A 26,614-nucleotide genomic window follows, 5' to 3' on the forward strand; every position below is an offset into this window, starting at 1 on the left:
CTATCGAATCTATCGGTTTTACCGTTTATATAAGGAGGATTATATATGTCCAAACAATTAGCACCATTTCATTTTGATATCGTAGGTTCTTTCCTACGCCCTGCAGAATTAAAAGAAGCTCGTGAAGCTTTTACAAAAGGAAATATTACAAGAGAAGAGCTAACAGCTGTTGAAGATCGTCTTATTACAGACCTCATTCAAAAACAAAAAGCTGCAGGTCTTCCTGTTATTACTGATGGTGAATTCCGCCGTGCATACTGGCACTTAGATTTCATGTGGGGATTCAATGGCGTAAAAGAAATTGAACTTGAACACGGTTACAAATTCGTTGGTCAAGAAACAGCGCCAGGCTCCCTCGCCCTTACTGGTAAAATTACAGGTACTAACCATCCATTTGTAGAACATTTCAAATTTGTAAAACAATTTGAAGATGAACATACTACAGCTCGTCAAACAATTCCTGCTCCATCCCAATTCTTAGCCGAATTATTCCGCGAGGATAACGGTATTACAACACGCTCCTTCTACCCTGATTTAGAAGAATTAATTCAAGACATTGCTGCTGCATACCGTCAAGTAATTAAAGACCTCTATGAAGCAGGTTGCCGCAACATCCAATTTGATGATTGCACTTGGGGTATGTGCTGTGACCACGCTTACTGGACTGGTCGTCAAAAAGATAAAAGTGTTACTATTGAAGGCGAAACAGCTAAGTACCTACGCTTAAACAACTTAGCGCTTGAAGGTCGCCCTCATGACTTAGCGTTCACAACCCATGTATGCCGTGGTAATTATAACTCTACTTGGGCTGCTAGCGGTGGCTATGAACCAGTTGCACCAATTCTATTTGCAAAAGAAAATGTAGATGCTTACTACTTAGAATTTGACGATGATCGCTCTGGTGGCTTTGAACCATTGCGTGAAGTGTCTCCTAATAAAAAGGTCGTATTAGGTCTTATTACATCTAAACGCCCAGAATTAGAGGATAAAGAAGTTATCAAAGAACGTATCAAAGAAGCTACAAAATATATTCCGCTTGAAAGACTTTGCCTATCCCCTCAATGTGGCTTTGCATCTTGTGAAATCGGCAACCAATTGACCGAAGAGCAACAATGGGCTAAACTTGCATTAGTTAAAGAAATAGCTCATGAAGTTTGGGGTGATTAAATGAACGAACACACAATATATTTAGGGGGCGGTTGTTTCTGGGGCCTTCAAGGGTATATCAGAAAAATCTCTGGCGTGATTTCCACTGAAGTAGGCTATGCCAATGGTCCTACGGAAAATCCAAGTTATGAAGATGTCTGTCATGATAGCGGTCACGTGGAAGCAGTAAAGGTTACATACGATGCAGATATACTTTCCTTAGATCACTTAATTCAATACTTCTTACGCGCTATCGATCCATTCAGCATTAATAAACAAGGTGGCGACGTAGGCATTCAATACCGAACTGGTATTTACTATATAGATAAAGCCGATAAGGCTATTATTGAAAGTACTTTAGCTCGTGCGCAATCCTTCGAAGGAAAGCCCTTTGCTATTGAAGTATTACCTCTATCTAATTACTATTCTGCAGAGGAATATCACCAAGATTACTTAGATAAAAACCCTACTGGTTATTGTCATATTCCACTAGGCCTATCTGATGAACCACTTGTAGATGATAACGCCTATAATAAACCTTCTAAGGAAGAGCTCAAGGCTTTGTCTCCACAGGAGTTCGAAGTTACACAGAACTCTGCTACCGATGCGCCGTTCAGCCATGATCTAACTGATGAATTCAAACCAGGACTGTACGTAGATATCACTACAGGAGAACCCCTCTTCGTGTCCGCCCATAAATTTGAATCTCACTGTGGTTGGCCTAGCTTCATAAAGCCAATCGCAAAGGATGTTATTAAATACTATCAAGATGACTCTCATGGCATGAATCGGATTGAAGTTCGCAGCCGCATTGGTAATGCCCATTTAGGCCATGTATTTGAAGATGGCCCTAATGGTTCATTGCGCTACTGTATCAATGGATCATCTTTACGATTTATCCCTAAAGATGAATTAAAAGGTACAAAGTACGAATATCTAATTCCATATATCGAAGACTAAAAAAGGACGCCTTAATCATAAGGCGTCCTTTTACTATATCTATTGTGATTACTTACTGAGCTAAGTAAGTACAACAAAAAAGAGGATATATCTTATAGATATATCCTCTAAATCATCATATTAGTCCAATACGTACACTGTAACGTCTTGGCGACCAAAGTCCATAGCCTCACCATAAGAGTCCATTACAAGGTCAATTTTGTTACCCACAATGGCACCGCCTGTATCGGCAGCAATAGCTTCACCATAACCAGGGATAAATAAACGTGTACCCAATGGAATAACATCTGGGTCAACCGCTGCAATACCGCGTACTGCAGGTACACCCGTTGCCGTAATACCAGCACCATCACCATCGCCAGCAAGGTAAGCAGAAGCTTCCATTACGATAGCACGAGATGAGCGACCAGCAATATTACGAGATGTAGTCACTTCACGAGTACCTTCTTTAATAATAGTAGGTACCATTTCGCGTTGTGTTACTTTAGATACGTCATTAGTCTTAATAACTGTACCATTACTATATAATGTTTCACGTTGCACTCGTTCTAAACCAGGTTGACCAACTTGAACAACCTCTTCTTCACCTTGTGCCATTGTATCATCTTTTTGTCGAATTACTTGAATAGCAATTTCTTGATCTACAGTAGACAAGGATCGACTAGTTACTTGTGCAATTGTAATATGTGTACCACTTAATACAGAACCATTTGCATCGCCTACTACAGCGTAGTTAGGCATTTTGAAACCAAGTTCATTAGCAACGCCTTGTGCAGTTGTTTCTGTTGTGAAAACAGCTCTAGTCTTACCATTAACAGTTACATAAACTGGAATAGCACGTACAACAGTTAATGTTGTACCATTTTGAACAGATGTTGAGCTGGAAATAACTTTATCATTTGGATTTAATTTAACCCCAGCGTCGCGTACGATACCTTCGTTAGAATTTAAATGTGTTCTAACAGTGTGTGCTGCACCATCTACCATAACGGTAACGGTTTTATCATTATAAGAAAAACCTGTCATAGTTACAGCTGTTACAATCAATCCAGCAACAACAGACGAAATATATCGTTTGTGTGTCTTATGAATTCTCATATTGTAATCCCTCCTGTAATGTAATTATTCTACTACAGATAGATATAACCTGTCAAACACCAAGGGTTAACAATAGGAGATAAACCTATGTAAATTATGACTTTTTATTAATATAATTTTCTATATTTTTACAAAAAGTCCACTGCATACGTACATATCTATATTTTTTAATACTATACAATATATTCCGAATTGTGTACATATATACGATACCACTACCATATATAGTATGCTAGGATTTTTTATAACATAAATTGTATTTTTATGTGTTTTTCAATTGTTACCAAAATTTTCTACATATCAGAAAACTTCATTTTTATCTCATTTTTAAATATGTATACATGTAAAAAAGCCTGTAAAAACAGGCTTTTTCAGTATTATATAAATGCATTAAAATTCATCATTCAACACTATGTGTGAATTTCATCATTTATTCATCTTAAACATTGGTTGTAAACGCTCAATGACGGTCATCGATTCCTTGTGTTCTCGAGCAATAGCTTCTTTCATAAGTTCCTCTTGAGCAGAAATTGGATGTTCTCTATCATTAATTTTACGATACGAGCCATCTGCTCTCATAATATGAGCTTTTAAGGTATCTTCTAAATATAAATCTAAAATACCTTTAACGCGCTCCTTATGCCGTTTATCTTCAATAGGAATCATAAGTTCTACACGTTCATTTAAATTTCTCGGCATCCAGTCTGCACTAGATAGGAATAGACTTTCATTCCCCCCATTATGGAAATAGAATAAACGATGATGTTCTAAGAAACGCCCTACGACGGAACGAACCGTTATATTATCACTAACACCTGCAATGCTAGGCCGTAGTGTACAGATACCACGAACGATAAGATCAATACGAACACCTGCAGCAGAAGCTTCATATAGTTTAGCAATGACTTCTTTATCGAGCAAGGAATTCATTTTGCCAATGATATATGCCTCTTCTCCCTGTTTTGCGAATTCGATTTCACGGTCAATCAATTCCATTATCTTTTCCCGCAAATTTAAAGGGGCTACAATAAATTTATTCCAAATTGGAGGATCGGAATAACCAGAAATTAAATTGAAGAAGCGAGATGCATCGTCGCCATATTCATCATTACATGTGAATATGCCACAATCCGTATACATCCGTGCTGTCTTGCCATTATAGTTACCTGTAGCTAGGTGAACATAACGCCTAATACCCGCATCTTCCCTGCGAACAACCATGGTAATCTTGGAGTGAGTTTTAAGTCCTTTCAAGCCATAAATAACATGGCAGCCAGCCTTTTCTAGGCGGCGTGCCATATGAATATTATTTTCTTCATCAAACCGTGCTTTAACCTCCATAAGTACGGTTACTTGCTTGCCATTATCAGCCGCTTTTATAAGCGATGCTATAATAGGCGAATCGCCACTGACGCGATATAATGTTTGTTTAATAGCCAATACATCTGGATCCGTAGCTGCTTGTGCTATAAATTGTTCTACCACCGCAAAAGACTCAAAGGGATGGTGAACAAATAAGTCTTGCTTTCCAATAACAGAGAATAGACTTTCCCCTTCGTGCTCTACTAATTCACTAGGAAGTTTAGGTTCAAATGGAGCATAACGAAGATGATCGAGACCTGGATAGTTGCAGAAATCAAAATACATACGACAATCAAGATGACCATCTATACGATATACGTCCTTTGGCTCTAATTCAACACTAGTGAGCACAAAGTCCAATAGATTATCCTTTACATCACCACAAACCTCTAATCGTACTGCATCACCACGACGTCGACGACGCAAAGATGCTTCTACCTCAGAAAGCAAATCTGTTGCTTCTTCTTCATCAATTTCTAAATCCGCATCACGAGTAATACGGAACACCATAAAATCTTCTATACCATAACCTTGGAAGAATTGAGTAGCATAATAGGTAATCACATCCTCCAAATATACAAAACGATGCTCTTTATTACTACGACTAGGTATTTCAATGATACGATTTAACACAGACGGAATTGGTAAGATTGCGATTTTATAATCTTTTGTACCATCTGGCAATACTTGAAAAATACGTATAATGGCATTGATGGTATGGTTTGTTAAAAATGGAAATGGGTGTCCAGAGTCAACGGCTAGAGGTGTTACAACAGGGTAGATATGTTCTTCAAAATAGTGACGTAACCAAGCCTTAGATTTCACATCTAACTGTTCTGGATAGGTAAAATAAAATCCATGAGATTCTAATTCAGACAATACATTCTTTAAATATGTACTTTGCATCGATACGAGGCGCTGTACAGACTCATCAATAGCCTTTAACTGTGCCTTAGCATCCATATGAGCCGCATCGTACTTAACAATGCCATTCACAACTTGATGACGTAATCCAGCCACACGAATCATAAAGAACTCATCTAAATTAGAGCTAGCAATAGCAATAAATCGAAGTCGTTCTAATAAAGGAGTATTAGTATCAATAGACTCTAATAAAACGCGCTGATTAAACTTTAACCAAGATAATTCACGGTTAAAATAATACTTTGCATTACTGAACATGACGATCCCCTCCCCTTACTAGTACAATTTCCATACCAAATACCTCTGTAAAATATTCCGAATCACGGTCAAAGGTCCACCATTCTAATGAAATATCCTCATTAGTACGACAGAATACATAAAGTACATTATCTCGTTCTTCTAATGTTACTTCAGAGATTTTTTGGTTACTACCTGCATCGAGTGCACAAGCAACCCGAATGATGGCTACCAGCTTGGTAACTTGAATTTTTTGTAATTCTGTTAATGCATTGAAATATGCGTCGTCATCATTTGGAGTTCCCTTGTAGTGGTAATACACAACATTAGCAACTACTTGTTTTTCTTCTTCTGAAAGGCCAAATATATCTGTCCCCATTACAATATGATACGCATGCTCTCCATGATTTCGTAAATTAACGAACTTGCCTACAGAACAAAGAATGGCTGCAATACGACATAGATAGCCCCACCGTTCTGGTAAACCTTTATGTCGCAATGCTTTACAGAATAAGGAGCTAAATAGCTCTACCTCGGCATCATGAATTCGGTCTGTATGATATCTTGCAGCAACAGCACGCGCTAACTGTGCATTTTGTTCACGCAATTGATACATAAACGGATTATTCTCGGTTTCCACACCGTAGAACCAACTAATGCCTTGAGAGAATGAAAAGCTACTGAAAATTAATGATTTAGGCTCTATGGCCGTAATGATTTCATTAAATAAAATCATGGTAGGCATTAAAATATTGGCCTTATATTCAGGTAATTTATAACGATTCATCAACTTGGTAGCTGTCACACCGTCAAAAGAATTGATAAGCCCTTTAAATCGTTCTGGCTCAATAGTAATAATGTCTTCTTTATTATTTTCTTGCCCCATTAAATGAGTCATATATTGCGCCTCATCACCAGATAAGACGATACTATTAATATTGAAAGTTTGTAATTCTTCACGAAGAGGGCCAATCATACGATGTAAGTATTCTGTAATAGCCCTTGGGAATGATATGGAAGATCGTTGATTTCGATTAAATGACTCCATAACCCGTAAGGACCCACTATGCATATTGCGTTGGAACAATAAATTCTCACCACGCCAAACCGTTAAGCCTACCCCACCAGATGTAATATCCAAGAATAATGTTGCCTTAGTAGGATCTGTCAGTTTATATTGATGCGTCATCTTGTAATATAACAAAGCATATTTGTAATATACCTCTTTCGGCATATCGATGACCTCAACGCGCATCCCCGTTTGAATATAGATTTGATCTAGAATACTACGACGATTAGCGGCTTCGCGTATTACGGTCGTACCATATAGTTTAGAACGACTCACGCCATAATCTGCCATTAATTGCTTATAACCTTTTAAAATATGACAGATTTCTTCAATTGTTTTAAAGCTCAAGCGAGATGTTTGAAATAATTCTTCCCCAAAAGTTACCTCCCGCGCCGCATAATCTATAACACGTACATCATCTATGCCTTTATATTCTAATATGGTAATACTCATGCTACTGGATCCCACATGTAGTACTGCATATCGTAATGTTTTTGGTAATGCCATTATGCCTCCTTACGAGATTCATGCCATTCTATTTCTAAGGATTTCTCGAATTCTTTTTTAAATGATTTTGAAAGTTTTTCTACCGCCGTTCTAGTGACACTCACATCGCGTCCTTCTAAATAGAACACTTTTATGACTACACTAGTGTATTTAATATTTACCTCTAACTGTTTGATAAATTGTTCATGGCTTTCATCAAGAGCCTCTGCAATCGCTAAAATAATAGAAAGCTTTTGACCTAATGAGCGTTGTTCTTGATCTAACAATTTACCATATAAGAAATTCTTATATTCCTTTGGCGTCAATCCATGAGAATTCATGACTAAGAATGCACTAAACGCCTGTTCAACATGAGAAATCCCATATAAATTACTATTGACGAGCATATAGCAGCCATGACGAGCATGACTATAATAATTAACTCGTTTACCTATATCATGCAACAGTCCCGCTGCAATCAAACATCGTCTAAAATTCTTATCGGCCTTATGGAGTGGCTCTAATGCATCATATAAAGTAGTAGCTAATTTCGTAATATACTTAGCATGCACGAGCTCATGCTTTGTCATACCTAATAGTACATTCTCTGTAGAATGAACTAGAATATCATCGATTATAGAATTTCCGCCTAAATAGTACTCACCGTAATAATCGTAGAATAAACCTTCACGCAAACCACAACCGCCTACAACAAGGGTCTTAGCATTTACATAGTTAAACAGCTCATCCACTATGGTGAGTCCTGCAATAATAATATCTGCACGTTCCGATGATAAGCCACTAATTTTTTTACGGGCCTCTAAGGATTTACCTTTTACATCTTCTAAGATTTCGTGAAATCTATGATATGGTAACTCATAGTTATGTAGTTTCGTAATGGGATATGATAACTTACGTTGATCTATTTTTGCAATATTACGAGCTGTACCGCCAATACCTAATAGAGGAAGCTTCACATTATGAAGCCAATAATGTTCCTTAATGGTTTTCTTTACGGCCTTCGTCATTTTTTCTAGTTCTTTAGGGGTATACTCATCGCCCTTTTGATAGGTTCCAGTTAAGGTAAGTGCCCCTATAGGTAGACTAACAGCTTTCACAATATGTCGATTTTTTACTAGCGTTACCTCTGTACTAGCACCGCCTAAGTCAAAAATAATAAAATCTTTAAGGCCAATCGTGTTGATAACCCCAAGGAATCCAAGGCGCGCCTCTTCTTCACCAGCAATACATTCTAAATCTAGACCTGTTCGTTCTTTTACGGCTTTAATAAAAGCATCCCCATTTTTAGCTAGACGTACTGCAGCCGTAGCAACAGCTTTTATGGTATCTACCTCCATAGCGTCAGCCATATGAACAAAGCCTTTTAAAGCACGCAGAGAGCGCTCCATTGCCTCATTTGTTAACTCATGAGTGCCCCACATATTTTCACTTAAGCGGACACTCTCTTTTTCTTGATATATGAGACGATAACTACCGGTCTTAGAAATCTCATAAATGACAAAACGAACGGAGTTGGATCCTAAATCTATAAATGCAATACGTTTCATGCTACTAACCTCGACTTACTATAGTTCAGTATGAATATACTTTAGTATACCATAGAAAAACGCGATTCTCACCGCTAAGGGAGAATCGCGTTTTATAATTGATGATTCTGAATAGATATCCTAAGAATTAGAACAATGTCATTAGACGTTTACAATATTTTATTTACCAGCATTTATGTTGACTAACATCAAAATTATTCAATACCAAATACACGTTTACCATTATTATAGGTAATCTCACAAAACTCATCTACATTCATACCTTTTAGTCCAGCAATTTCCTCTGCTACAAACTGAGTCTTGCTTGGGTCATTGCGACGGCCTCTAAATGGTGGTGGTGTCAAATATGGGGAATCTGTTTCAATAAGAATTCGATCTAACGGTACTTGTTTAGCTACTTCTTTAAGGTTTGTAGACTTAGGGAATACTACAGGGCCCGCAAAGGATATGTAGAAACCTAATTTAATAGCTTCTTTTGCCATTTCCCAGCTACCAGAGTAGCAGTGGAAAATGCCCCAATTATCCTTACCTTCATTGCGCAAGATATTCATAATATCGCCATGTGCATCGCGGTCATGAATGATAATTGGTAAATCTACTTCACGAGCAAGCTCTAATTGACGAATGAATACGCGTTTTTGTGTTTCACGGTCAGAAAAATCGTAGTAATAATCTAAGCCAATTTCACCGATTGCACGTACTTTATCATTATTAAGGGCTTGATCTTTATAGAACTCATAGTCTTCTTCTGTAAAATCTTTAGACTCATGAGGATGTGTACCTACAGCGGCATATAAACAATCATACTGTTCCGCCAAAGCTAGTCCTGATTCAACAGTACCTCGGTCGACCCCTGGAATCATAATATATTCTACGCCTGCATCAAAGCAAGCTTGTAACATCTCATCACGGTCGTTATCAAAACGACCGTCATTTACATGAGCATGTGAATCAAAGAGCTTCATTATTTAACCACACTTCCTGCTGGTAAAGATTCGATATTTGTTACTTCTAAATGTTCTTCCCAATCAGATGCGGACAAAATCATACCATAAGACTCAATGCCCATCATCTTTTTAGGAGCCAAGTTAGCCAAGTAAATTACCTTTTTACCAACCATAGCTTCTGGTTCATAATATTGAGAAATACCGCTTAATACCGTGCGTTCTTCAACACCGATATCCAATACAAATTTCAATAATTTCTTGGACTTAGGAACCATTTCACAGCTTACAACTTTTGCTACACGAAGATCTAATTTTTCAAAATCATCGTACGTAATATTTTCTTTTAATGGTGGAATATTAGATGTGTCTACAGCTTCTTCAATCTTCTCTTCCACAACAACTTCTACCATTTCAGGAATTTCAAAACGTGGATAAATAGGATCACCTTTTACAACTTTTGTACCTGTTGGAATTAAGCCCCAGACTTTTGCATCCTCAAGAGTAGCATCTGTAAAGCCTACAAGTCCTAATTGGTCCCAGATTTTGGGAGCACCTACAGGGATGACAGGGCTTACTATAATTGCAATGATACGCAATGCTTCTGCCAAGTGATACATAGCAGATTGCAAGCGCGCTTTATCATGAGCATCTTCAGATTTAGCCAATACCCAAGGCATTGTTTCATCAATGTATTTATTCATGCGACCAATAAAGGCCCATACGGATTTAATCGCTTTATTAAGCTCCATATTTTCCATAGCCGCTTCAAAATCTTTTGCAGTTTGAACGGCTAATGTGGATACATCACGATCCAAATCGTCCATATCATCGCATTTTGTAATCACACCACCATGGTATTTTTCAATCATCGCAATGGTACGGTTCAACAAATTACCTAAGTCATTAGATAAGTCCGCATTGATTTTTGTAACAAAGTTAGGCAATGTAAAGTTACCATCATTACCGAGCGTAATTTCACTCAATAAATAATAACGCAAGGAATCTGCCCCATATGTATCGATCAATGGAATAGGATCGATAACATTACCTAAGGATTTACTCATTTTAGTGCCGTCAACAATCATCCAACCGTGGCCAAATACCTTTTTAGGTAATGGCAATTCAAGACTCATGAGCATCATAGGCCAAATAATTGTATGGAAACGTACGATTTCCTTACCTACTAAGTGAAGATCTGCTGGCCAGTATTTTTTGTATAATTCGCCATCCCCATCAAATGGAGAGAGTGCACTAATATAGTTCACTAATGCATCGAACCAAACATATACAACATGTTTAGGATCGAATGGTACCTTGATCCCCCAGTCAAAGGATGTACGAGAAACAGCCAAGTCTTCAAGACCTTGTTTTACAAATTGAATCATCTCGTTACAACGAGATTCAGGTTGAATAAAATCAGGGTTTTCTTCGATAAATTTCAACCATTGATCTGTATATTTAGCGAGTTTAAAGAAGTAGCTTTCCTCTTTAACCTTCTCTACAGGTCGGCCACAATCTGGACATGTATGATTTTCACCAAGTTTTTGCTCAGTCCAGAATGTTTCGCACGGTGTACAGTACCAACCTTCATATTCAGCCTTGTAAATATCGCCTTTTTCATAAGCTTTTGTAAAGAGTTCTTGCACTACCTTTTCATGACGTTTTTCAGTAGTACGAAGGAAGTCATCGTTAGAGATATGCATCTTTTCCCATAATGCCTTAAAGCCATTTACGATATTCGTAGTGTATTCAAGAGGTGTAATACCTTGCGCTTCTGCAGCACGTTGAATTTTTTGACCATGTTCATCAGAACCAGTCAAGAAACGTACATCATAACCAGCCAAACGCTTGAATCGAGCGATTGTATCAGCTACAGATGTACAATACGTATGTCCAATGTGCAACTTAGCACTTGGATAATAAATTGGTGTCGTAATATAATACGTTTTTTTTGTGTCTCCCATGATGAGCCTCCTTCTAACCTTCGAATGGGAAGGTTTAACATTCTACAATATTATATACATCCCGGCGGGAAACGTTAAAACGCTTTGCCACCTGGCGAATTGCTTCTTTTTTAGGTATCCCTGTTTCTACAAGGGCTTGTACAGCATCTACATACGATACTGGTTCATCCGAAACAGCACTAGCATCAGACTCTACTGTATCAGCACCACCTACAATGAGGACGAATTCCCCTTTATACGTGAGCTGTTCCAAATCATTTACAAGGCTCTCTAAATCGGTGCGCACAAAGGTTTCAAACTTCTTTGTCAATTCTCTTGCCACCGTGATAGATCGATTGCCAAAGGCTTCATACATATCTTGTAAGACCTCTTGCAAACGATGAGGTGCTTCATAAAACATCAAGGTTCCCGTTACTTGTGAAAGTCGCTGTAGTTCTTCAACCCGATGTTTGCCCCGTTTAGGTAAGAATCCGGCAAAAGCAAAGGATTTAGTATCTAAGCCTGATGCAATAAGCGCTGTTAATGCCGCATTAGCACCTGGCAGTGGTACCACCGTTATACCTGCTTCAATCGCTTTTATTACTAGGTCAGCCCCTGGATCAGATATAGCCGGCATGCCTGCATCACTAACGCAAGCAATAGACTGTCCTTCTAACAAAAGCTCTATAATATAAGCACCTTTTTCGTCCTTATTATGTTCATGATAAGAAATCAAAGGCTTCTTAATGTCAAAATGTTTTAATAATATGCCTGTATGGCGTGTATCTTCGGCAGCGATAGCATCTACTTCACCTAAGATACGAACTGCCCGATAGGTCATATCTTCTAAATTACCTATCGGTGTAGGCACTAAATATAAGATGCCCCATTCGTTATCGTTCATACCAAGAGGACACCTCCTTTGTGTACACATTAGGCTTTTCATAAACGATTAGTGGTGGCTCTAACACAAGACCAGCCTGACCTTGATAGAGAGCCTCTATTAGTACAAGTTTCGCAGGTTTATCTATCATACCGTGAATAAAGCGAATTCGCTTAGCTTGAAAGTTAGCTATTTCCAGTTCATGCAGCACATATTGTAAGCGACTAGCACTATAAATCATCCACAAGCGCCCTTTGCACTTAATAAAAGATTGTACAGCCTTCAAAACATCTTCTAATGTGGTATGTTCATCATGCAGTGCTACAGCCCGCTCTTCAGATGTAGGCTTTGCCCCACTTTCACAATCATAAAAAGGAGGATTTACAATAACACCATCAATGGGTTTATCTTGTACATCGCGGTACGACATGTGCCGATAATCGCCACATACCATAGTTACCACATCTTGTTTGTGATTATGCGCTACACTGCGCTGAGCTAACTCGATAAGAGTTTTATTAATATCAATGCCCGTTATATGGCCTGCCCCTAAGGACGTACCTATGAGCGGCATAACACCTGTTCCCGTACCAAGGTCAACATAGGAATGCCGACCATTGAACTGGCAAAAGTGAATGAGTGCAATGGCATCAAAGGAAAAGCGAAACATATCCGTGCGCTGATAAATCTGTAAGCCATCTATAATTAAATCATCAAGTCGTTCTTGATCATTCATCAGGCAATGCCACCTCGGACCATTTCAAATCAATGGTGCGACCTGCTTCAAGCTGTACCTTTACAGTATGCTTGTGATGATTTACCTTCAAGACCTTACCGATGCCTTCATCGGTGACGACCTCCTTACCAATACCTGGAGGCGCCACATCTTGAGGGGCTTGAGGGCGTTCCTTCTTCACATATAGGTCGCCACCCTTTTTATACAAATCATCCTCGTAATTGAGGCAGCACATCAAACGACCACAAACACCAGAAATCTTCGTAGGGTTTAGGCTCAAGTTTTGATCCTTAGCCATGCGAATCGAAACAGGTGTAAAATCACCTAAGAAATTAGAACAGCATAAAGGTCGGCCACAAGCGCCGATACCATTGAGTACCTTAGACTCATCACGAACGCCTACTTGGCGCAACTCAATGCGCGTTCTAAATACTGTTGCTAAATCCTTAACAAGCTCACGGAAGTCGATACGACCATCCGCTGTAAAGAAGAATATAATTTTATTCATATCAAATGTGTATTCCACATTGATAAGTTTCATAGGTAACTTACGTTTACCAATTTTTTCGAGACAAATTTCAAAGGCTTTTTCTTCCCGTTCTTTATTCTTCTCGATTTGTTTTAAATCTTTTGGTGTTGCCTTTCTAATAACAGGCTTAACAGGAGCTACAACAGTGTCTTCAAAGACCTCTTTAGGTCCGATCACAACAGTACCGTATTCGACGCCACGTGCCGTCTCAACGATAACCCCATCACCAACGGATAGTTCTAATTGTTCAGGCAGAAAATAGTAAATCTTCCCTGCCTTTTTAAAGCGTACGCCAACTATGGTTAGCATTTAGTCCTCCTCCCGAGCATCATGAAGGGCGATACAAAGACCGTCCACCACGAGAGCGGTTTTTATATGTAAACGCAAAGCCCGTTCTGCTTGCAATGTTTCGGTAATAACCTTAGCCAATGCTTGCATAGACCAGCGCGGTAATAATCGTAATAATTGAGTTTTGTACATAGGTACTTGTAATTGTCCATCTTGTGCACCCATCTTAAGAGCCATCATATCTCTACTTACGAGACGCAACCAGTGCATCAACTCTGATAGGCTTTCACGAGGCAAACTTTCACAAGCTAAGGAAATCATAGAAAACCATCGCGTTTCAAAGGCAAGGGTGTCCATTACCTTAACGGCTAACTCAAGCATTTCAATGCGACCTTGCGTAGCCAATTTTTCTACTAACTGCGGATTACCATGACCGGCTAATAAAGCTTGTTCAATATCACCTGTGATGCCACGCTCTACGAGGGCTGTGCGAATCGTATCTATATCAACACTGTTAAATCCTACGCCCATACATCTTGAAATGATGGTTGGCAATACAGTATTAATCTTGTTCGTAATAATAATGAAATATACCTGCTCAGGTGGTTCTTCAATGGTTTTTAGCATAGCATTTGCCATGACTGCATTGGCCGTGTGAAAGTCCTCCACAATGACAACGCGGTTACCATTCCCCGCTACTGACAGATGATCTTGCAATAATGAATACCACTGCTCTACCTTTAGTGTCGTCTTCATAGGGCGAATCCAAAAGGCATCTCCCTTATCCATATAGATAGGTAAACCTTCTGCTTCGATGCGTTTTTCCATCTCACCATTGGCAAGACGTGCTTCTTTTACATCTGCTAAATACGCTTCTCCCTTTGGTTGAGAAAATACTTGGCGTCCCAACAATAGAGACGCTAGACCTATGGCCATATCTAGCTTACCAAGACCTGCTTCACCATAAAACAAAAGGCTATGCGGTAATGCATTACGACTTACAAGTTCCGATAGGTGTGCCTTGATCGAATCTTGACCAATTATAGAATCAAAATATGTCATAGCTCCTCCTATCAATACATGCTCAATATTAATATTATATAAGAAAAAGGCGACTTTTAAAAGAGTCGCCCTATCCTAAGGTAGTAGATTTACTACTGCTTGATATACATCGTTATGAATTTCTTCAATAGTGCGTAATGCATATTGACTTGCATTGTCTTTAGTTGCACAAGGAATTCGGTGCCATCCGTAGCGTTTTACTAGCTCTTCATAAGCATCGTGAACAGCTACTAAATACTGATGATTTCCTTCATGAATATCCCCTGTATTACCTCCCGTTTTACCAGTGCGCTCTGCCATAAGGGCTTCACTCACTTCAAGAGGCATGTCTAAGAGACATACCGCATCAGGTGTAGGCAAGCCAAATTTATTAAACTCAAAGTCTTCAAGCCAATCTAAAAATGCAGTACGTTCCTTCAAATCGTCATATTTTACCATTTGGTGCACCATATTAGATGTAGTATAACGATCTGCAATAATGATACCACCATTTTTATAGAACTGTTCCCAATCAGTTCTAAAGGAAGCAAAGCGATCGATAGCGTACATGGAGCTTGCCACATAAGGATTTACATCATGCACATCTTTGCCAAATTCTCCAGCTAGATACATTTTTATAGGCATAGCAGCACCGCTATCATAATTCGGAAAGCTTACAGATTTAACTGCATGACCTTCCTTGGTTAATCGCTCTACTAATAGTTTAGTTTGTGTAGCCTTACCGCTGCCATCTCCACCTTCTAGTATGATTAAAGTCCCCATAATTACTCCTGTAACACCCAAATTGTTTCCAATGTCATATCATCAGCCCCATTCGGTACATAACCTAGAGCCTTACGATTCTCTATATATTGTAACACAGACTCACTAATCACTTCACCTACTGCTACACAAGGAATCCCTGGAGGATAATAAGCAATTGTCTCTCCTGCTATACGATGAAGTGCGTCTTGTAACCGTACTTGCTCCCGATTGGCATACATAGCATTACGAGGCGTTACTCTTACAATAGGCTCAGGCAATAAAGCTGAATCTTTGCTAAGGTTTTGCAAATTCTCATCCTTCGTATCATTTGATTCATGAGATGTACTTAACACCGTATCGCTGATAGACCGTACTGCTTGAATAAGAGCAGTTATTGACTCTTTTGTATCGCCAATGGTAATGAGTACTAGTACATGATGAGCTTGTACTAACTCCACCTCAATACGATGTTCTCGTAACATCCGTTCAAATGCAACACCTGTAAGACCTAGTTCTTTAGCATCGATGAGTACCTTGGTACAGTCATAGTTTACCACTCGATCTTCTATGTCTCTGTATTCCATAGTAGTAATACCTGAAATCTTATTGAGCTCATGACGCAAATATAGGCTCAATTCTACGGTTCGACTTATTAGCGCCTTACCTTCGGTGGCTAATTGATGACGCGCCATATCTAAGGAGGCAAGGAATATGTAATTGGGACTAGTGCTTTGTAGCATTTGATGCATTTGCGTAATGCGACGCTGATTGATTTTATCCCCTTGGCCTAATAGCCAAGAGGTTTGCGTCAAAGAACCTACCGATTTATGCGTGCTTTGTGCCACTAAGTCTGCACCTGCCGCAATGGCTTCAACAGGTAAATTTTCTGAAAATGGTAAATGAGGTCCGTGCGCTTCATCAACAAGAACAACCATCCCTCGTTTATGCGCTTCTTTTACGATCTTTACAATATCTACACCTACACCATAATAGTTTGGATACACTAAGAGAATCGCCTTAGCCTCTGGATGAGCATCCATGGTTTTAATAGCATCCTCCACTGATACACCTATAGGGATACCCCACCGATCATCAAATTGGCAGTCCATATAAACAGGCTTCGCACCAGATAACACTAATCCACTTATAACAGAGCGATGTGCTTCTCGAGGAATGATAATCGTTTCATCAGGACCTACAGTCCCCATAATCATCGCTTCAATTAAGGCCGTAGTGCCATTGATGGAAAACCAACAGTGATCAGCGCCATATAACTCAGCTGTTAAGTCTTGTGCTTCCTTTAATACCCCTTCTGGTTCATGTAAGTCATCTAAGGCATACATAACACCTAAATCATATGGCAGTGCCGGTCCCATCCAGTCTTTTAGTAACTGAGGCGCTTCAACACCAATCTTATGACCAGGTGTATGAAAAGGCACAAAATGTTGTTCCTTATATGATTCTAAAGCCTCTACAAAAGGCATTTTCTCTTGATTGCTCATATATACCTCGTAAAAAAGGCATGAATCTCAATGAGACTCATGCCCTTTTGCATGTTATTTATCGCTGTGGACGACGCTTAGGATTAAACAGATTCATCCCTTTGTCTATGCCCACCTCTAAAGTACCTAATACAGCCTTTACTGTATCTTTGATACCTTTTTGTACTTTCTCTTGTGATTCTTCACTAAATGGTGCTAACACGTGGTCAATGACAGTCCATTGTGGTAATGGACGACCAATACCTACGCGGAAACGCGGAAAGTTTTCTGTGCCTATATGGGAGATTAAGGATTTAATCCCATTATGCCCACCAGAACTACCATTTGGTCGAATACGTAATTTGCCTACCGGTAAATCCATATCATCATAAATGCAATACACGTCAGATGGGTCAATCTTATAATACCGCATCAACGGACCTACAGATTCACCACTGGCATTCATAAATGTTTGTGGCTTTACAAGCAATACCTTCTCACCATCTACAGTAATACTGCACACCTCTGCACGTTGTTCCTCTTTCCAAGGCGTGTGAGGTACGCTATCGGCAATGGCATCGATAACCATAAATCCAATATTATGTTTTGTCGCTTCATATTGCTTGCCTGGATTACCAAGGCCTACTACTAATTTCAAGAATCACCTATTATTTATCAAATAAATTACTTACTGAAACTTCATGAAAGATACGCATAATTGCTTCGCCCAATAATGGAGCTACAGATAATTGCGTTACATTGTCTAATTTGCAATTTTCTGGTAATGGCATTGTGTTTGTTACGATTAGCTCTTTAATGTTAGAGTTTGCAATGCGTTCACTTGCTGGATCTGTTAATACAGCATGGGTAACAGCAGCCATAACAGATTTTGCACCAAATTCTTCTAATGCTTTAGCGCCTTCTACAAGGGAACCTGCTGTATCTACAATATCGTCAACGATGATGCAGTTTTTACCTTTTACATCGCCAATAAGATTCATAACTTTAGCTACGCCTGGTTCAGGACGTTTTTTCTCGATAATTGCGATTGGCGCACCGATGCGGTCAGCCAAATCACGAGCACGAGTTACACCGCCAAGGTCTGGAGATACAACAATCACATCTTCAAGATTTTTTTCATTAATGTATTTAGCTAAAATGGATGCACCATATAAATGATCTACTGGCACATCAAAGAAGCCTTGAATTTGACCTGCATGTAAGTCAATTGTTACAAGACGTGTAATACCAGAAGTTTGCATCAAGTTTGCTACTAATTTTGCAGTAATTGGTTCACGGCCACGAGTCTTACGGTCTTGGCGAGCATAGCCATAGTAAGGTACTACAGCAGTAATATGGCGTGCAGAAGCGCGTTTTAACGCATCAGCCATAACCATTAATTCCATCAAATTGTCGTTTACAGGATAGCTAGTTGGTTGAATGATAAATACATCTTTGCCACGTACGCTTTCATCAATCATAATTTGTACTTCGCCATTGTTAAAGCGACCTACAAATGCTTCACCTAAAGGCAAACCTAAATAATCACAAATTTCCTTTGCCAATGCAGGATTCGCATTACCTGTGAAAATTTTAAGTTTTTTGCCGTCTTCAAATGCCATTTTGTTACCCTTTCATTTGTTCCTATACTGGTTACTTATCCATAATCATCCATTACAGATACACACTATTGCCTTTTTATTGTATACTATTTTGCCCTAATTGTGTTAAAAAATTATAATATTTTTTTATTTCTTTTTGAAAGTATCATCAGTTACCCAATTTTCTTTCACAATTTGCTTGCTACGGCCTACGGCTAACGCCTTATCTGGTACATTTTTAGTAATGGTAGAACCTGCACCTACATAGCTATAATTACCTACTGTTACAGGAGCTACTAAATTACTATTACAGCCTACAAAAGCACCATCGCCAATTGTCGTACGATGTTTAACTTTACCATCATAGTTTACAGTAATCGTACCGCAGCCAATATTAACACCAGAGCCTACGTCGCTGTCGCCGATATAGGAAAGATGTGGGAACTTAGTACCTTCCCCAACATTGGAGTTTTTAACCTCTACGAAGTTACCTACATGAACCTTATTACCAAGCACGGTATTAGGGCGCAAGTGAACATATGGACCTACATCTACACCGTCTTTTACTTCGCAGTCATGACCATATGTGAAGTGGATAATCGTATCATTACCTACTTTTACATTCGTCAAACGAGTATGTGGACCAATTTCACAGCGCTCACCAATGACAGTATTTCCTTCGAGGATTGTGCCAGGATGCAAGATTGTATCAGCTCCTACTGTTACCTCTGGAGCTACATAAGTATTGGCTGGATCAATAATAGTAACACCAGCTGTCATTAGCTCAACATTTTTACGATGTTTCAAAATAGCTTCGGCTTCCGCTAATTGCAAGCGAGAGTTTACGCCTAGAGACTCTTCAAAGTCTTTAGTCATATAAGCGCTTACCTTGTCGCCACCATTTACAAGAATACCAACTACATCGGTAATATACAATTCACCTTGTGCATTATCATCAGATAATTGATCTAAGCAAGGCCATAATTTTTGACTATCAAAAGCATACATGCCTGTATTAACTTCTTGAACAGCTAATTCCTCTGGTTTACCATCTTTTTGCTCTACAATGCGAACTACAGAGCCTTCTTCATTGCGGATAATACGGCCATAACCTGTTGGATTCGGCATATGAGCTGTTAAAATTGTCGCTGCTGCACCAGAATTTTTATGTTCTTCTAACAGTGCTTCTAAACTTTCTTTTGTAACAAGTGGTGTATCGCCACAAAGTAATAAGATAGTACCATCATAATCGCCAAGCACTGGTTGAGCCATTTTTACAGCATGACCTGTACCATTTTGCTCTTCTTGACGAACGAATTCAGCGCGGTCACCCAAGTAATTTTGAACAGCATCACCGCCAAAGCCTACGATAACCACATCGCGATTTGTACCGATAGACTGAACCGTTTCAAGAACGCGCTCTACCATCGCCTTACCGCCAACCTTGTGCAATACCTTTGGCAATTTAGACTTCATGCGCGTGCCCTTACCAGCAGCTAAAATAAGGCTTGCAATATTCATAGTAATCTCCTATCTGTTATCTCTCATATATCTGACTTTTTAATAGTACTTACATCATATTAGCCCATTGTCCAATATGCGATCTAAAGTCATTATATCTAACTATAATGTATCTAATATTAATTGGTTATTCTTCATCAAATACTGGTTCTATATTGATTTTCTTTGTATTTTCATCAATCCCATAGAACGTAAATAGTGATTCATAATCATCGATTAATTTTGGATTTGGCTCTGCCGTTGCTACAAGAACACCGGTCCCAACAACGACACCACTCATTTCTAAGACAAGTTCTTTAAGACCTTTTGCAGTGCCCCCTGCTTTCATAAAATCATCGATAATTAAAACCCTAGCATTGGGAGGAATCGCTCTCTTTGTTAGCGTCATCGTTTGAATACGACCAGAAGATCCTGTTACATAGTTGATACTAATAGCAGACCCTTCTGTTACCTTACTATCACGACGAGCAATGACGAGAGGTTTATTGAAAGCTCGTGCTACCATGACAGCTAACGGAATCCCCTTTGTTTCAACGGTCAAAATATAATCAGGGTTGCGGTCCATAAAACGGGTCATAATGATTTCCCCAAGGCGTGTCATTACATGCCAATCATATAAGATATCAGACATATAAATAAACCCACCAGGAATAATACGATCTGGCTCCATCAAGCGAGTTTGCACATCTCGTAAAATATCATTAGCCTGAGTACCCTTACGATGAGGAATAAAACGCACTCCGCCTGCTACGCCAGCTACGGTTTCTAATGTACCAAGTTGAAAATGCTCCATAGACTGTCTCACACAGGTTAAGTCTTCACTAACTGTAGACTTTGCCATGCCAAAGAAGTCACAGAAATAATTTAAAGGAATCAATTTTTGCGGTGAATCAACTAACAATTTAGTCATTGCCACCATGCGTTCCACACGCCGTACTTTATCCATAGAATTTCCTTTACCATTCATCATATAACTATTGATTACACTCATGTAACAAATGTCATGAGTTATTTCAAATATATCTGTGTTTATTATACCATAATTTCCGAATATTCGAGGTTATAGAAACATTATAATTCGGCAAAATAAAAACTCTCTAGTCCTCATATAATACTGTAAGTTTAGACCTTATAGTCTATTACACTATTATATGTACTAGAGAGTTTTTATTATAAAACGTAAACCTTCACAGTTTGACGACCAAACTGCAATGCTTCAGAACGAGAATCATAAGCTAAGTCAATTCTATGACCTTTGATAGCGCCACCAACATCATCAGCTACAGCATAACCATAACCTTCAATGTATAATCGCGTACCTAATGGAATTAATTTTGGATCTACAGATACGATGCCCTTCTTTAAGCGACTACCTGTAGCCGTATAATTACCATTGCCAGGATCTTGAGCAGAATAAGCACTAGCTTGCATAGTTAAAACGCGAGAGTATTTATTTGGTACACCATTATGACTTAATTCTGTACCATGTCCACCATAACGAGTCTCCATCTTTTCTAAAGCATTCATCGTACTAGGACCAACGCGACCATCTACAGCGAGTCCCTTTGACTTTTGAAATTTCCGTACAGCTTGTTCCGTATTATGACCGTAAATACCATCTACAGAATCATGTAAAAAACCTTGATGCTTTAACATGGTTTGCACCTTGCTAACATGGTGCCCCCGTTGTCCCCGATCAATCGTTTTTGCCAATGATACGGAAGATACCATTGTAGTCATACAAACAAGCGTACATGCGATAATTATTTTCTTAACCATATACACCTCACCTTACATCAGTAGTATACTATACAGTTTTAAATAATCTATAAACCATATTGAGATAGCAATACAAAAAATGCATATATAATGCACGTTTTTAACTATATCTCAAATCTAGTACTACATATATATCATAGAAATATAGTATAGCAATGAAAAATCTCCATTAAAGTCTACCTAATCAAGTAAAGTTTTTACGTTTTGATTTTATAGACAGTCAATAATGGAGACTTTTATAATAACTATTTAATTTTAGCAGTTATGATATACACCTATATGGCATTCCTTACGCTTAGCACCAATAATGCGTAAGTAAATATAGCCAATAACGGCAGAAATGATGGAACCTATTAATACGCCACCCTTAGCCATCTCTTGAGCATGACCTGGATCAAAAGCTAAAACAGAAACAAATATACTCATAGTAAAACCAATACCACATACAATGGAGGTACCATAAATAAATTTCCAGTTAGCTTCTGCTGGCATAGGTACAATACCTAACTTGATCATCCCAAACATAGCACCAAAGATACCGATTTGTTTACCTAAAATAAGGCCTAGTGCAACACCTAAAACAACAGGATGTGTTAAATCTGCTACACCGAATCCAGCAAGACTTACACCGGCATTAAAGAAAGCAAAAATAGGAACAATCACAAAGCTTACCCAGTTAGATAAATAATGTTCCCAATGTTGCATTGGTCTAACATATTTACGACCAATCTTACCGCGTTCTGGAATTGTCATCGCCAAGATTACACCGGCCATAGTAGCATGTAATCCAGAGCGAAGTATACAATACCATAGAATCAAACCAAGAATGATATAGGATAAAGATCTAACATAACCAGACCGATTACAGTAAATCAATAAACCCGTTACAACAACGGCACCAAATAAATAGAAAAGATTCAGATTTGATGCATAGAATATAGCAATAACGATAATAGCAATCAAATCATCAATAACAGCTAAGGCGGTCAAAAAGACCTTCATAGAGTTAGGAACTCTAGATCCCAATGCAGTTATAACACCTATAGCAAAAGCAATGTCTGTCGCTGTTGGAATAGCCCAACCATGAACATACACTTCACTAGAGCCTGCAATAAGATAATAAATAATAGCAGGTACTAACACACCAAATAATGCAGCAATACCTGGCATAATACGCTTTGCATTCGTATTAAGCTCGCCACTTACCAATTCACGCTTTACTTCTAACCCAACAAAGAGGAAGAAAATCGCCATTAATGCATCATTTACCCACTCCATAGTTGTTAGTGGACCTAGTTTCAAATTAACAAGTGACATATACTGTGTCGCCAATGGAGAGTTTGCTACGATTAATGCAATAAGTGTAGCTCCTAGTAGAACAGCAGTCGCCGAACCAGGAGAACGTAAAAATACAAATATCCGTTCCATATGATTCCTTCCTAATATAATACGTTCATTATTTATGCTTAAAAGTTCTTATTTTATATGCCAAAATTAAAACTATAGCACCTAATAAACCAGAAATAATAGAACCTATAAAGATACCAATTTTAGCCATTTCTTGATTAACACCAGGTGGAAATGCCAATGTAGCTACAAATAAGCTCATAGTAAAACCAATACCACAAACGATGGCAGTACCATAAACCTCTGGCCATGTTGTATTAGTAGGCATCTTGATAATCTTAGATTTAACTAAAACGAAAACTGCAGAGAAAATACCAAACTGTTTACCTAAAATAAGGCCTAATGAAACGCCTAGTACAACAGGATGGAATAAATGATCTACTGAAACATCAGCAAAGGATACCCCTGCATTTAAGAAACTAAATAAAGGAATAATTAAAAAATTAACCCAATGCTTCAGTTTATCTGCCCATTTATGCATAGGATATACTGTTTCACCATCGAGTTTACCTGTTGCAGGAATTGTCATAGCTAAGACAACCCCAGCAATAGTTGCATGAACGCCAGACTTTAATACAAAATACCAAAGAACTGCACCCAATACACCATATAATACAGGTCTCACATACCCCTGTTTATTAGTATACCACAATGCGCCTGTTACGATAGCAGCACCAATCAAATACGGGAAATCTACGCCGGCACCGTAGAAGATAGCTATAACGATAATAGCAATTAAATCATCAATAACAGCTAAGGCAGAAAGAAAAGCTTTCATAGCTTGAGATACACGTTTACCAAGCATCATAATAACACCTATGGCAAATGCAATATCTGTAGCTGTTGGAATCCCCCATCCATGGGTATACTCAGGGACAGAACCAGCAATTAAGAAATATACTAAAGCAGGTGTAACAACACCTGCAAAAGCAGCTAAGAGTGGTAATACTCTTTTTGAATTTGTATTCAATTCGCCAGAAATCATTTCTGATTTAATCTCTAGCCCTACATATAGGAAAAAGAGTGCCATTAACCCATCATTAACCCATTCCAGTATATCCATAGGTCCCCAATACACATGCATTAAGGCGAAATACTGTTCTGCTAGAGGAGAATTTGCTGTAATAACACCAAGAATAGCGGCAAGTAAGAGCATAATACCGCCAGATGATTCAGACTGAATAAATGCTTTTATATAATTCATAGTAACTACCACTTTCTCAATTATAAATATAAATACAGAATTTTATACATAAAAACTATTTATTTAAATTTATTATATCATTTCACTTCGAAAATAATCAATAAACTAATGATGAACCATGCGGATTAAGTCTAGAGTAATCAAACATTTGCGACATACTTATACTTATGGAGCAAGCTAATAAAATACTGATTAATAATTATTCTCTCTGATCAGAGAAATTAAGAATCCAATAAGTGGAATGCTTAAACAAATGGCAGCTATACTATTTGTGATTGGATTAGACCAAAGAGGCACAATAAAACCTAGGAGAACTAAAATACTATAAAGGATAGGTTTACGCCAAACATGTTGTATCTCAACGGGTGCTCTAGATTCCATAGCACGAGATTTAACAAATTTCTTTATAATAGTCATCATAATGCCTGTTATAATACCTATAATAAGAACTATATCCCAGATGGCCCATAATATTTTAAGCACCATTGTATTATGATTATGAATATGGAGATTAATCATTGTAGTCATACCAGTAAAATACCATGGTATTGTTTTTGTAGAATACATATCCTTAGCAGAATCAGCATGTAAATTAGCATAGACAGGCTGTCCCAAAAACATAGCAGGATCATCATCATTTTCAGCACCTAAATAAAATGCATAGTGATGGTCATTAAATTTGGATGGATAATCAATAGATATAAGCTGACGATCTGGATAAGCTTTCATAATGCGAGAAATAGCTTCGGATGGTTGTAAAATTTCGGATTGATCCGATGAAAGCTCTTGCTTTGCAGTATGTAGTACATCTGCATTATAGCTGTCATTGGCAATAAAAAATCCACCTATCCATACACCTGTAATACATAAGATAAATCCCCATACAGTAGCAACCATTGCAAACTCTCGATGCAATGAACTTAATTTCATATGATTTGACAATACTGCAGATTTTGCAAAACTTTTACGAAATGGACCATATAAGAAAATACCAGAAATAATCGATAAAGCACATAAAAAAGATAAAATTGTTACAATATAAATCCCAGTTTTTCCGAGATCTAATCTTGTATGTAGTTGATGAAGCGTATGTAATACACTTCGAACCCAAGGATGAGCAGGTGTTTCATGATGGGTAGTAATGAGAGCCTTTGTTTCAGGATTATATAATGCATAGTCCCCTCCCATACCCATACGTGCTGGAGGTGCTACGGTAGCTGATGATTCAATAATACGATACCGTAAAAGATGTGAAGCACCCATGGCAGGAGAAATATTTAAAATATCCTTTGACGGATATTTTGCCTTAACTAGTAGAGCCCCTTCATCAGCATAATCAAAAATAGGTGTCTCTTCTTGCCCCATAGCCATTGAAGATGAGGTATGGTTCGTGCCCCCTTGAGCCCACGCATTTAATTCAGTTCTGAACATGAGGATAAGCCCTGTAATACAGAACATTAAGAAAAATATCACAGAAACTATAGATAACCATTTATGGATTTTATAAATCTTAGACATACATATGCCTCCTTCCTCATTATTTTATACATCTATTCTTATATCAGTACAATACAGATACTACTATAGGTATTGAGTATATAAACAAGCTCCACTTGAATGAACATATTATAGTATGATA

22 protein-coding genes are annotated in these 26,614 nt (G+C 38.3%); 2 read left to right on the top strand and 20 right to left on the bottom strand.

The genetic code is table 11. From position 1 onward, the window contains the following. The first annotated feature begins 45 nt into the window (after window positions 1-45). Together EL171_RS06425 and msrB are read left to right on the top strand one after the other, a co-directional pair. On the top strand, window positions 46-1,167 hold the full coding sequence (locus EL171_RS06425) for a 5-methyltetrahydropteroyltriglutamate--homocysteine S-methyltransferase (protein ID WP_005387106.1): 1,122 nt from the start codon (window positions 46-48) through the stop codon (window positions 1,165-1,167). Further along, on the top strand, window positions 1,168-2,106 hold the full coding sequence (msrB, locus tag EL171_RS06430; RefSeq protein WP_005387107.1) for a peptide-methionine (R)-S-oxide reductase MsrB: 939 nt from the start codon (window positions 1,168-1,170) through the stop codon (window positions 2,104-2,106). A gap of 120 nt (window positions 2,107-2,226) precedes the next feature. Here the strand turns inward: msrB and EL171_RS06435 are convergent, their stop codons facing one another. The 20 genes from EL171_RS06435 to EL171_RS06530 form a co-directional block, all read right to left on the bottom strand. Beyond that, window positions 2,227-3,204, bottom strand: a complete 978-nt coding sequence (locus EL171_RS06435; protein ID WP_005387109.1) for a resuscitation-promoting factor — start codon at window positions 3,202-3,204, stop codon at window positions 2,227-2,229. Between the two features lie 426 nt (window positions 3,205-3,630). Next, the gene (gene ppk1 / locus EL171_RS06440) at window positions 3,631-5,748 is read right to left on the bottom strand and encodes a polyphosphate kinase 1 (RefSeq protein WP_005387111.1); all 2,118 of its coding nucleotides are present in this window, start codon (window positions 5,746-5,748) and stop codon (window positions 3,631-3,633) included. After that, window positions 5,738-7,303, bottom strand: a complete 1,566-nt coding sequence (locus EL171_RS06445; RefSeq protein ID WP_005387114.1) for a Ppx/GppA phosphatase family protein — start codon at window positions 7,301-7,303, stop codon at window positions 5,738-5,740. Before EL171_RS06445 ends, ppk1 begins: the two co-directional genes overlap by 11 nt. Beyond that, window positions 7,303-8,850 carry an exopolyphosphatase gene (gene ppx / locus EL171_RS06450; RefSeq protein ID WP_005387116.1) on the bottom strand — a complete coding sequence of 516 codons (1,548 nt, stop codon included), beginning with the start codon at window positions 8,848-8,850 and terminating at the stop codon, window positions 7,303-7,305. Before ppx ends, EL171_RS06445 begins: the two co-directional genes overlap by 1 nt. A gap of 194 nt (window positions 8,851-9,044) precedes the next feature. Further along, window positions 9,045-9,815 carry a TatD family hydrolase gene (locus tag EL171_RS06455; protein WP_005387117.1) on the bottom strand — a complete coding sequence of 257 codons (771 nt, stop codon included), beginning with the start codon at window positions 9,813-9,815 and terminating at the stop codon, window positions 9,045-9,047. Next, a complete protein-coding gene (metG, locus tag EL171_RS06460) occupies window positions 9,815-11,761 on the bottom strand; it encodes a methionine--tRNA ligase (protein WP_005387118.1) in 1,947 nt (648 codons plus the stop codon). Before metG ends, EL171_RS06455 begins: the two co-directional genes overlap by 1 nt. Window positions 11,762-11,795: 34 nt before the next feature. Beyond that, window positions 11,796-12,644: a 16S rRNA (cytidine(1402)-2'-O)-methyltransferase gene (gene rsmI / locus EL171_RS06465; protein ID WP_005387119.1), complete on the bottom strand. Its 849-nt coding sequence runs from the start codon at window positions 12,642-12,644 to the stop codon at window positions 11,796-11,798. Continuing rightward, window positions 12,634-13,359, bottom strand: coding sequence for a tRNA1(Val) (adenine(37)-N6)-methyltransferase (locus EL171_RS06470; protein ID WP_005387120.1), 726 nt, complete (start codon window positions 13,357-13,359; stop codon window positions 12,634-12,636). The genes rsmI and EL171_RS06470 overlap by 11 nt, the downstream gene beginning before the upstream one ends. Next, window positions 13,352-14,197 carry a PSP1 domain-containing protein gene (locus tag EL171_RS06475; RefSeq protein WP_005387121.1) on the bottom strand — a complete coding sequence of 282 codons (846 nt, stop codon included), beginning with the start codon at window positions 14,195-14,197 and terminating at the stop codon, window positions 13,352-13,354. Before EL171_RS06475 ends, EL171_RS06470 begins: the two co-directional genes overlap by 8 nt. Next, window positions 14,198-15,238: a DNA polymerase III subunit gene (locus tag EL171_RS06480; RefSeq protein WP_005387122.1), complete on the bottom strand. Its 1,041-nt coding sequence runs from the start codon at window positions 15,236-15,238 to the stop codon at window positions 14,198-14,200. It abuts the gene before it with no gap. Between the two features lie 75 nt (window positions 15,239-15,313). Beyond that, window positions 15,314-16,000: a dTMP kinase gene (locus EL171_RS06485; protein WP_005387123.1), complete on the bottom strand. Its 687-nt coding sequence runs from the start codon at window positions 15,998-16,000 to the stop codon at window positions 15,314-15,316. Window positions 16,001-16,002: 2 nt separating this feature from the next. Continuing rightward, a complete protein-coding gene (locus tag EL171_RS06490; RefSeq protein WP_005387125.1) occupies window positions 16,003-17,484 on the bottom strand; it encodes an aminotransferase class I/II-fold pyridoxal phosphate-dependent enzyme in 1,482 nt (493 codons plus the stop codon). A 58-nt stretch (window positions 17,485-17,542) separates the two neighbouring features. After that, window positions 17,543-18,121 carry an aminoacyl-tRNA hydrolase gene (gene pth, locus EL171_RS06495; RefSeq protein ID WP_005387127.1) on the bottom strand — a complete coding sequence of 193 codons (579 nt, stop codon included), beginning with the start codon at window positions 18,119-18,121 and terminating at the stop codon, window positions 17,543-17,545. 10 nt (window positions 18,122-18,131) lie between these two features. Further along, entirely contained in the window at window positions 18,132-19,085 is a 954-nt protein-coding gene (locus EL171_RS06500) for a ribose-phosphate diphosphokinase (protein ID WP_005387130.1), read from the bottom strand. A gap of 126 nt (window positions 19,086-19,211) precedes the next feature. Further along, entirely contained in the window at window positions 19,212-20,585 is a 1,374-nt protein-coding gene (glmU, locus tag EL171_RS06505; protein ID WP_005387132.1) for a bifunctional UDP-N-acetylglucosamine diphosphorylase/glucosamine-1-phosphate N-acetyltransferase GlmU, read from the bottom strand. Window positions 20,586-20,712: 127 nt separating this feature from the next. Continuing rightward, the gene (gene purR, locus EL171_RS06510; RefSeq protein WP_039969280.1) at window positions 20,713-21,531 is read right to left on the bottom strand and encodes a pur operon repressor; all 819 of its coding nucleotides are present in this window, start codon (window positions 21,529-21,531) and stop codon (window positions 20,713-20,715) included. 224 nt (window positions 21,532-21,755) lie between these two features. Next, on the bottom strand, window positions 21,756-22,364 hold the full coding sequence (locus EL171_RS06515; protein ID WP_005387136.1) for a peptidoglycan-binding protein: 609 nt from the start codon (window positions 22,362-22,364) through the stop codon (window positions 21,756-21,758). 255 nt (window positions 22,365-22,619) lie between these two features. Beyond that, on the bottom strand, window positions 22,620-23,792 hold the full coding sequence (gene nhaA / locus EL171_RS06520) for a Na+/H+ antiporter NhaA (protein ID WP_005387137.1): 1,173 nt from the start codon (window positions 23,790-23,792) through the stop codon (window positions 22,620-22,622). Between the two features lie 28 nt (window positions 23,793-23,820). Next, on the bottom strand, window positions 23,821-24,975 hold the full coding sequence (gene nhaA, locus EL171_RS06525) for a Na+/H+ antiporter NhaA (protein ID WP_005387138.1): 1,155 nt from the start codon (window positions 24,973-24,975) through the stop codon (window positions 23,821-23,823). A gap of 192 nt (window positions 24,976-25,167) precedes the next feature. Further along, on the bottom strand, window positions 25,168-26,493 hold the full coding sequence (locus EL171_RS06530) for a PepSY-associated TM helix domain-containing protein (protein WP_005387139.1): 1,326 nt from the start codon (window positions 26,491-26,493) through the stop codon (window positions 25,168-25,170). Between the last annotated feature and the right edge of the window lie 121 nt (window positions 26,494-26,614).

Source organism: Veillonella dispar, assembly GCF_900637515.1.
Taxonomy (GTDB): domain Bacteria; phylum Bacillota; class Negativicutes; order Veillonellales; family Veillonellaceae; genus Veillonella; species Veillonella dispar.

What these genes read in the sequence shown, in the direction of transcription:
- EL171_RS06425 (WP_005387106.1), top strand. Translation starts at nt 46, where the DNA reads ATGTCCAAACAATTAGCACCATTTCATTTTGATATCGTAGGTTCTTTC.
- msrB (WP_005387107.1), top strand. Translation starts at nt 1,168, where the DNA reads ATGAACGAACACACAATATATTTAGGGGGCGGTTGTTTCTGGGGCCTT.
- EL171_RS06435 (WP_005387109.1), bottom strand. Translation starts at nt 3,204, where the DNA reads ATGAGAATTCATAAGACACACAAACGATATATTTCGTCTGTTGTTGCT.
- ppk1 (WP_005387111.1), bottom strand. Translation starts at nt 5,748, where the DNA reads ATGTTCAGTAATGCAAAGTATTATTTTAACCGTGAATTATCTTGGTTA.
- EL171_RS06445 (WP_005387114.1), bottom strand. Translation starts at nt 7,303, where the DNA reads ATGGCATTACCAAAAACATTACGATATGCAGTACTACATGTGGGATCC.
- ppx (WP_005387116.1), bottom strand. Translation starts at nt 8,850, where the DNA reads ATGAAACGTATTGCATTTATAGATTTAGGATCCAACTCCGTTCGTTTT.
- EL171_RS06455 (WP_005387117.1), bottom strand. Translation starts at nt 9,815, where the DNA reads ATGAAGCTCTTTGATTCACATGCTCATGTAAATGACGGTCGTTTTGAT.
- metG (WP_005387118.1), bottom strand. Translation starts at nt 11,761, where the DNA reads ATGGGAGACACAAAAAAAACGTATTATATTACGACACCAATTTATTAT.
- rsmI (WP_005387119.1), bottom strand. Translation starts at nt 12,644, where the DNA reads ATGAACGATAACGAATGGGGCATCTTATATTTAGTGCCTACACCGATA.
- EL171_RS06470 (WP_005387120.1), bottom strand. Translation starts at nt 13,359, where the DNA reads ATGAATGATCAAGAACGACTTGATGATTTAATTATAGATGGCTTACAG.
- EL171_RS06475 (WP_005387121.1), bottom strand. Translation starts at nt 14,197, where the DNA reads ATGCTAACCATAGTTGGCGTACGCTTTAAAAAGGCAGGGAAGATTTAC.
- EL171_RS06480 (WP_005387122.1), bottom strand. Translation starts at nt 15,238, where the DNA reads ATGACATATTTTGATTCTATAATTGGTCAAGATTCGATCAAGGCACAC.
- EL171_RS06485 (WP_005387123.1), bottom strand. Translation starts at nt 16,000, where the DNA reads ATGGGGACTTTAATCATACTAGAAGGTGGAGATGGCAGCGGTAAGGCT.
- EL171_RS06490 (WP_005387125.1), bottom strand. Translation starts at nt 17,484, where the DNA reads ATGAGCAATCAAGAGAAAATGCCTTTTGTAGAGGCTTTAGAATCATAT.
- EL171_RS06500 (WP_005387130.1), bottom strand. Translation starts at nt 19,085, where the DNA reads ATGGCATTTGAAGACGGCAAAAAACTTAAAATTTTCACAGGTAATGCG.
- glmU (WP_005387132.1), bottom strand. Translation starts at nt 20,585, where the DNA reads ATGAATATTGCAAGCCTTATTTTAGCTGCTGGTAAGGGCACGCGCATG.
- purR (WP_039969280.1), bottom strand. Translation starts at nt 21,531, where the DNA reads ATGGATAAAGTACGGCGTGTGGAACGCATGGTGGCAATGACTAAATTG.
- EL171_RS06515 (WP_005387136.1), bottom strand. Translation starts at nt 22,364, where the DNA reads ATGGTTAAGAAAATAATTATCGCATGTACGCTTGTTTGTATGACTACA.
- nhaA (WP_005387137.1), bottom strand. Translation starts at nt 23,792, where the DNA reads ATGGAACGGATATTTGTATTTTTACGTTCTCCTGGTTCGGCGACTGCT.
- nhaA (WP_005387138.1), bottom strand. Translation starts at nt 24,975, where the DNA reads ATGAATTATATAAAAGCATTTATTCAGTCTGAATCATCTGGCGGTATT.
- EL171_RS06530 (WP_005387139.1), bottom strand. Translation starts at nt 26,493, where the DNA reads ATGTCTAAGATTTATAAAATCCATAAATGGTTATCTATAGTTTCTGTG.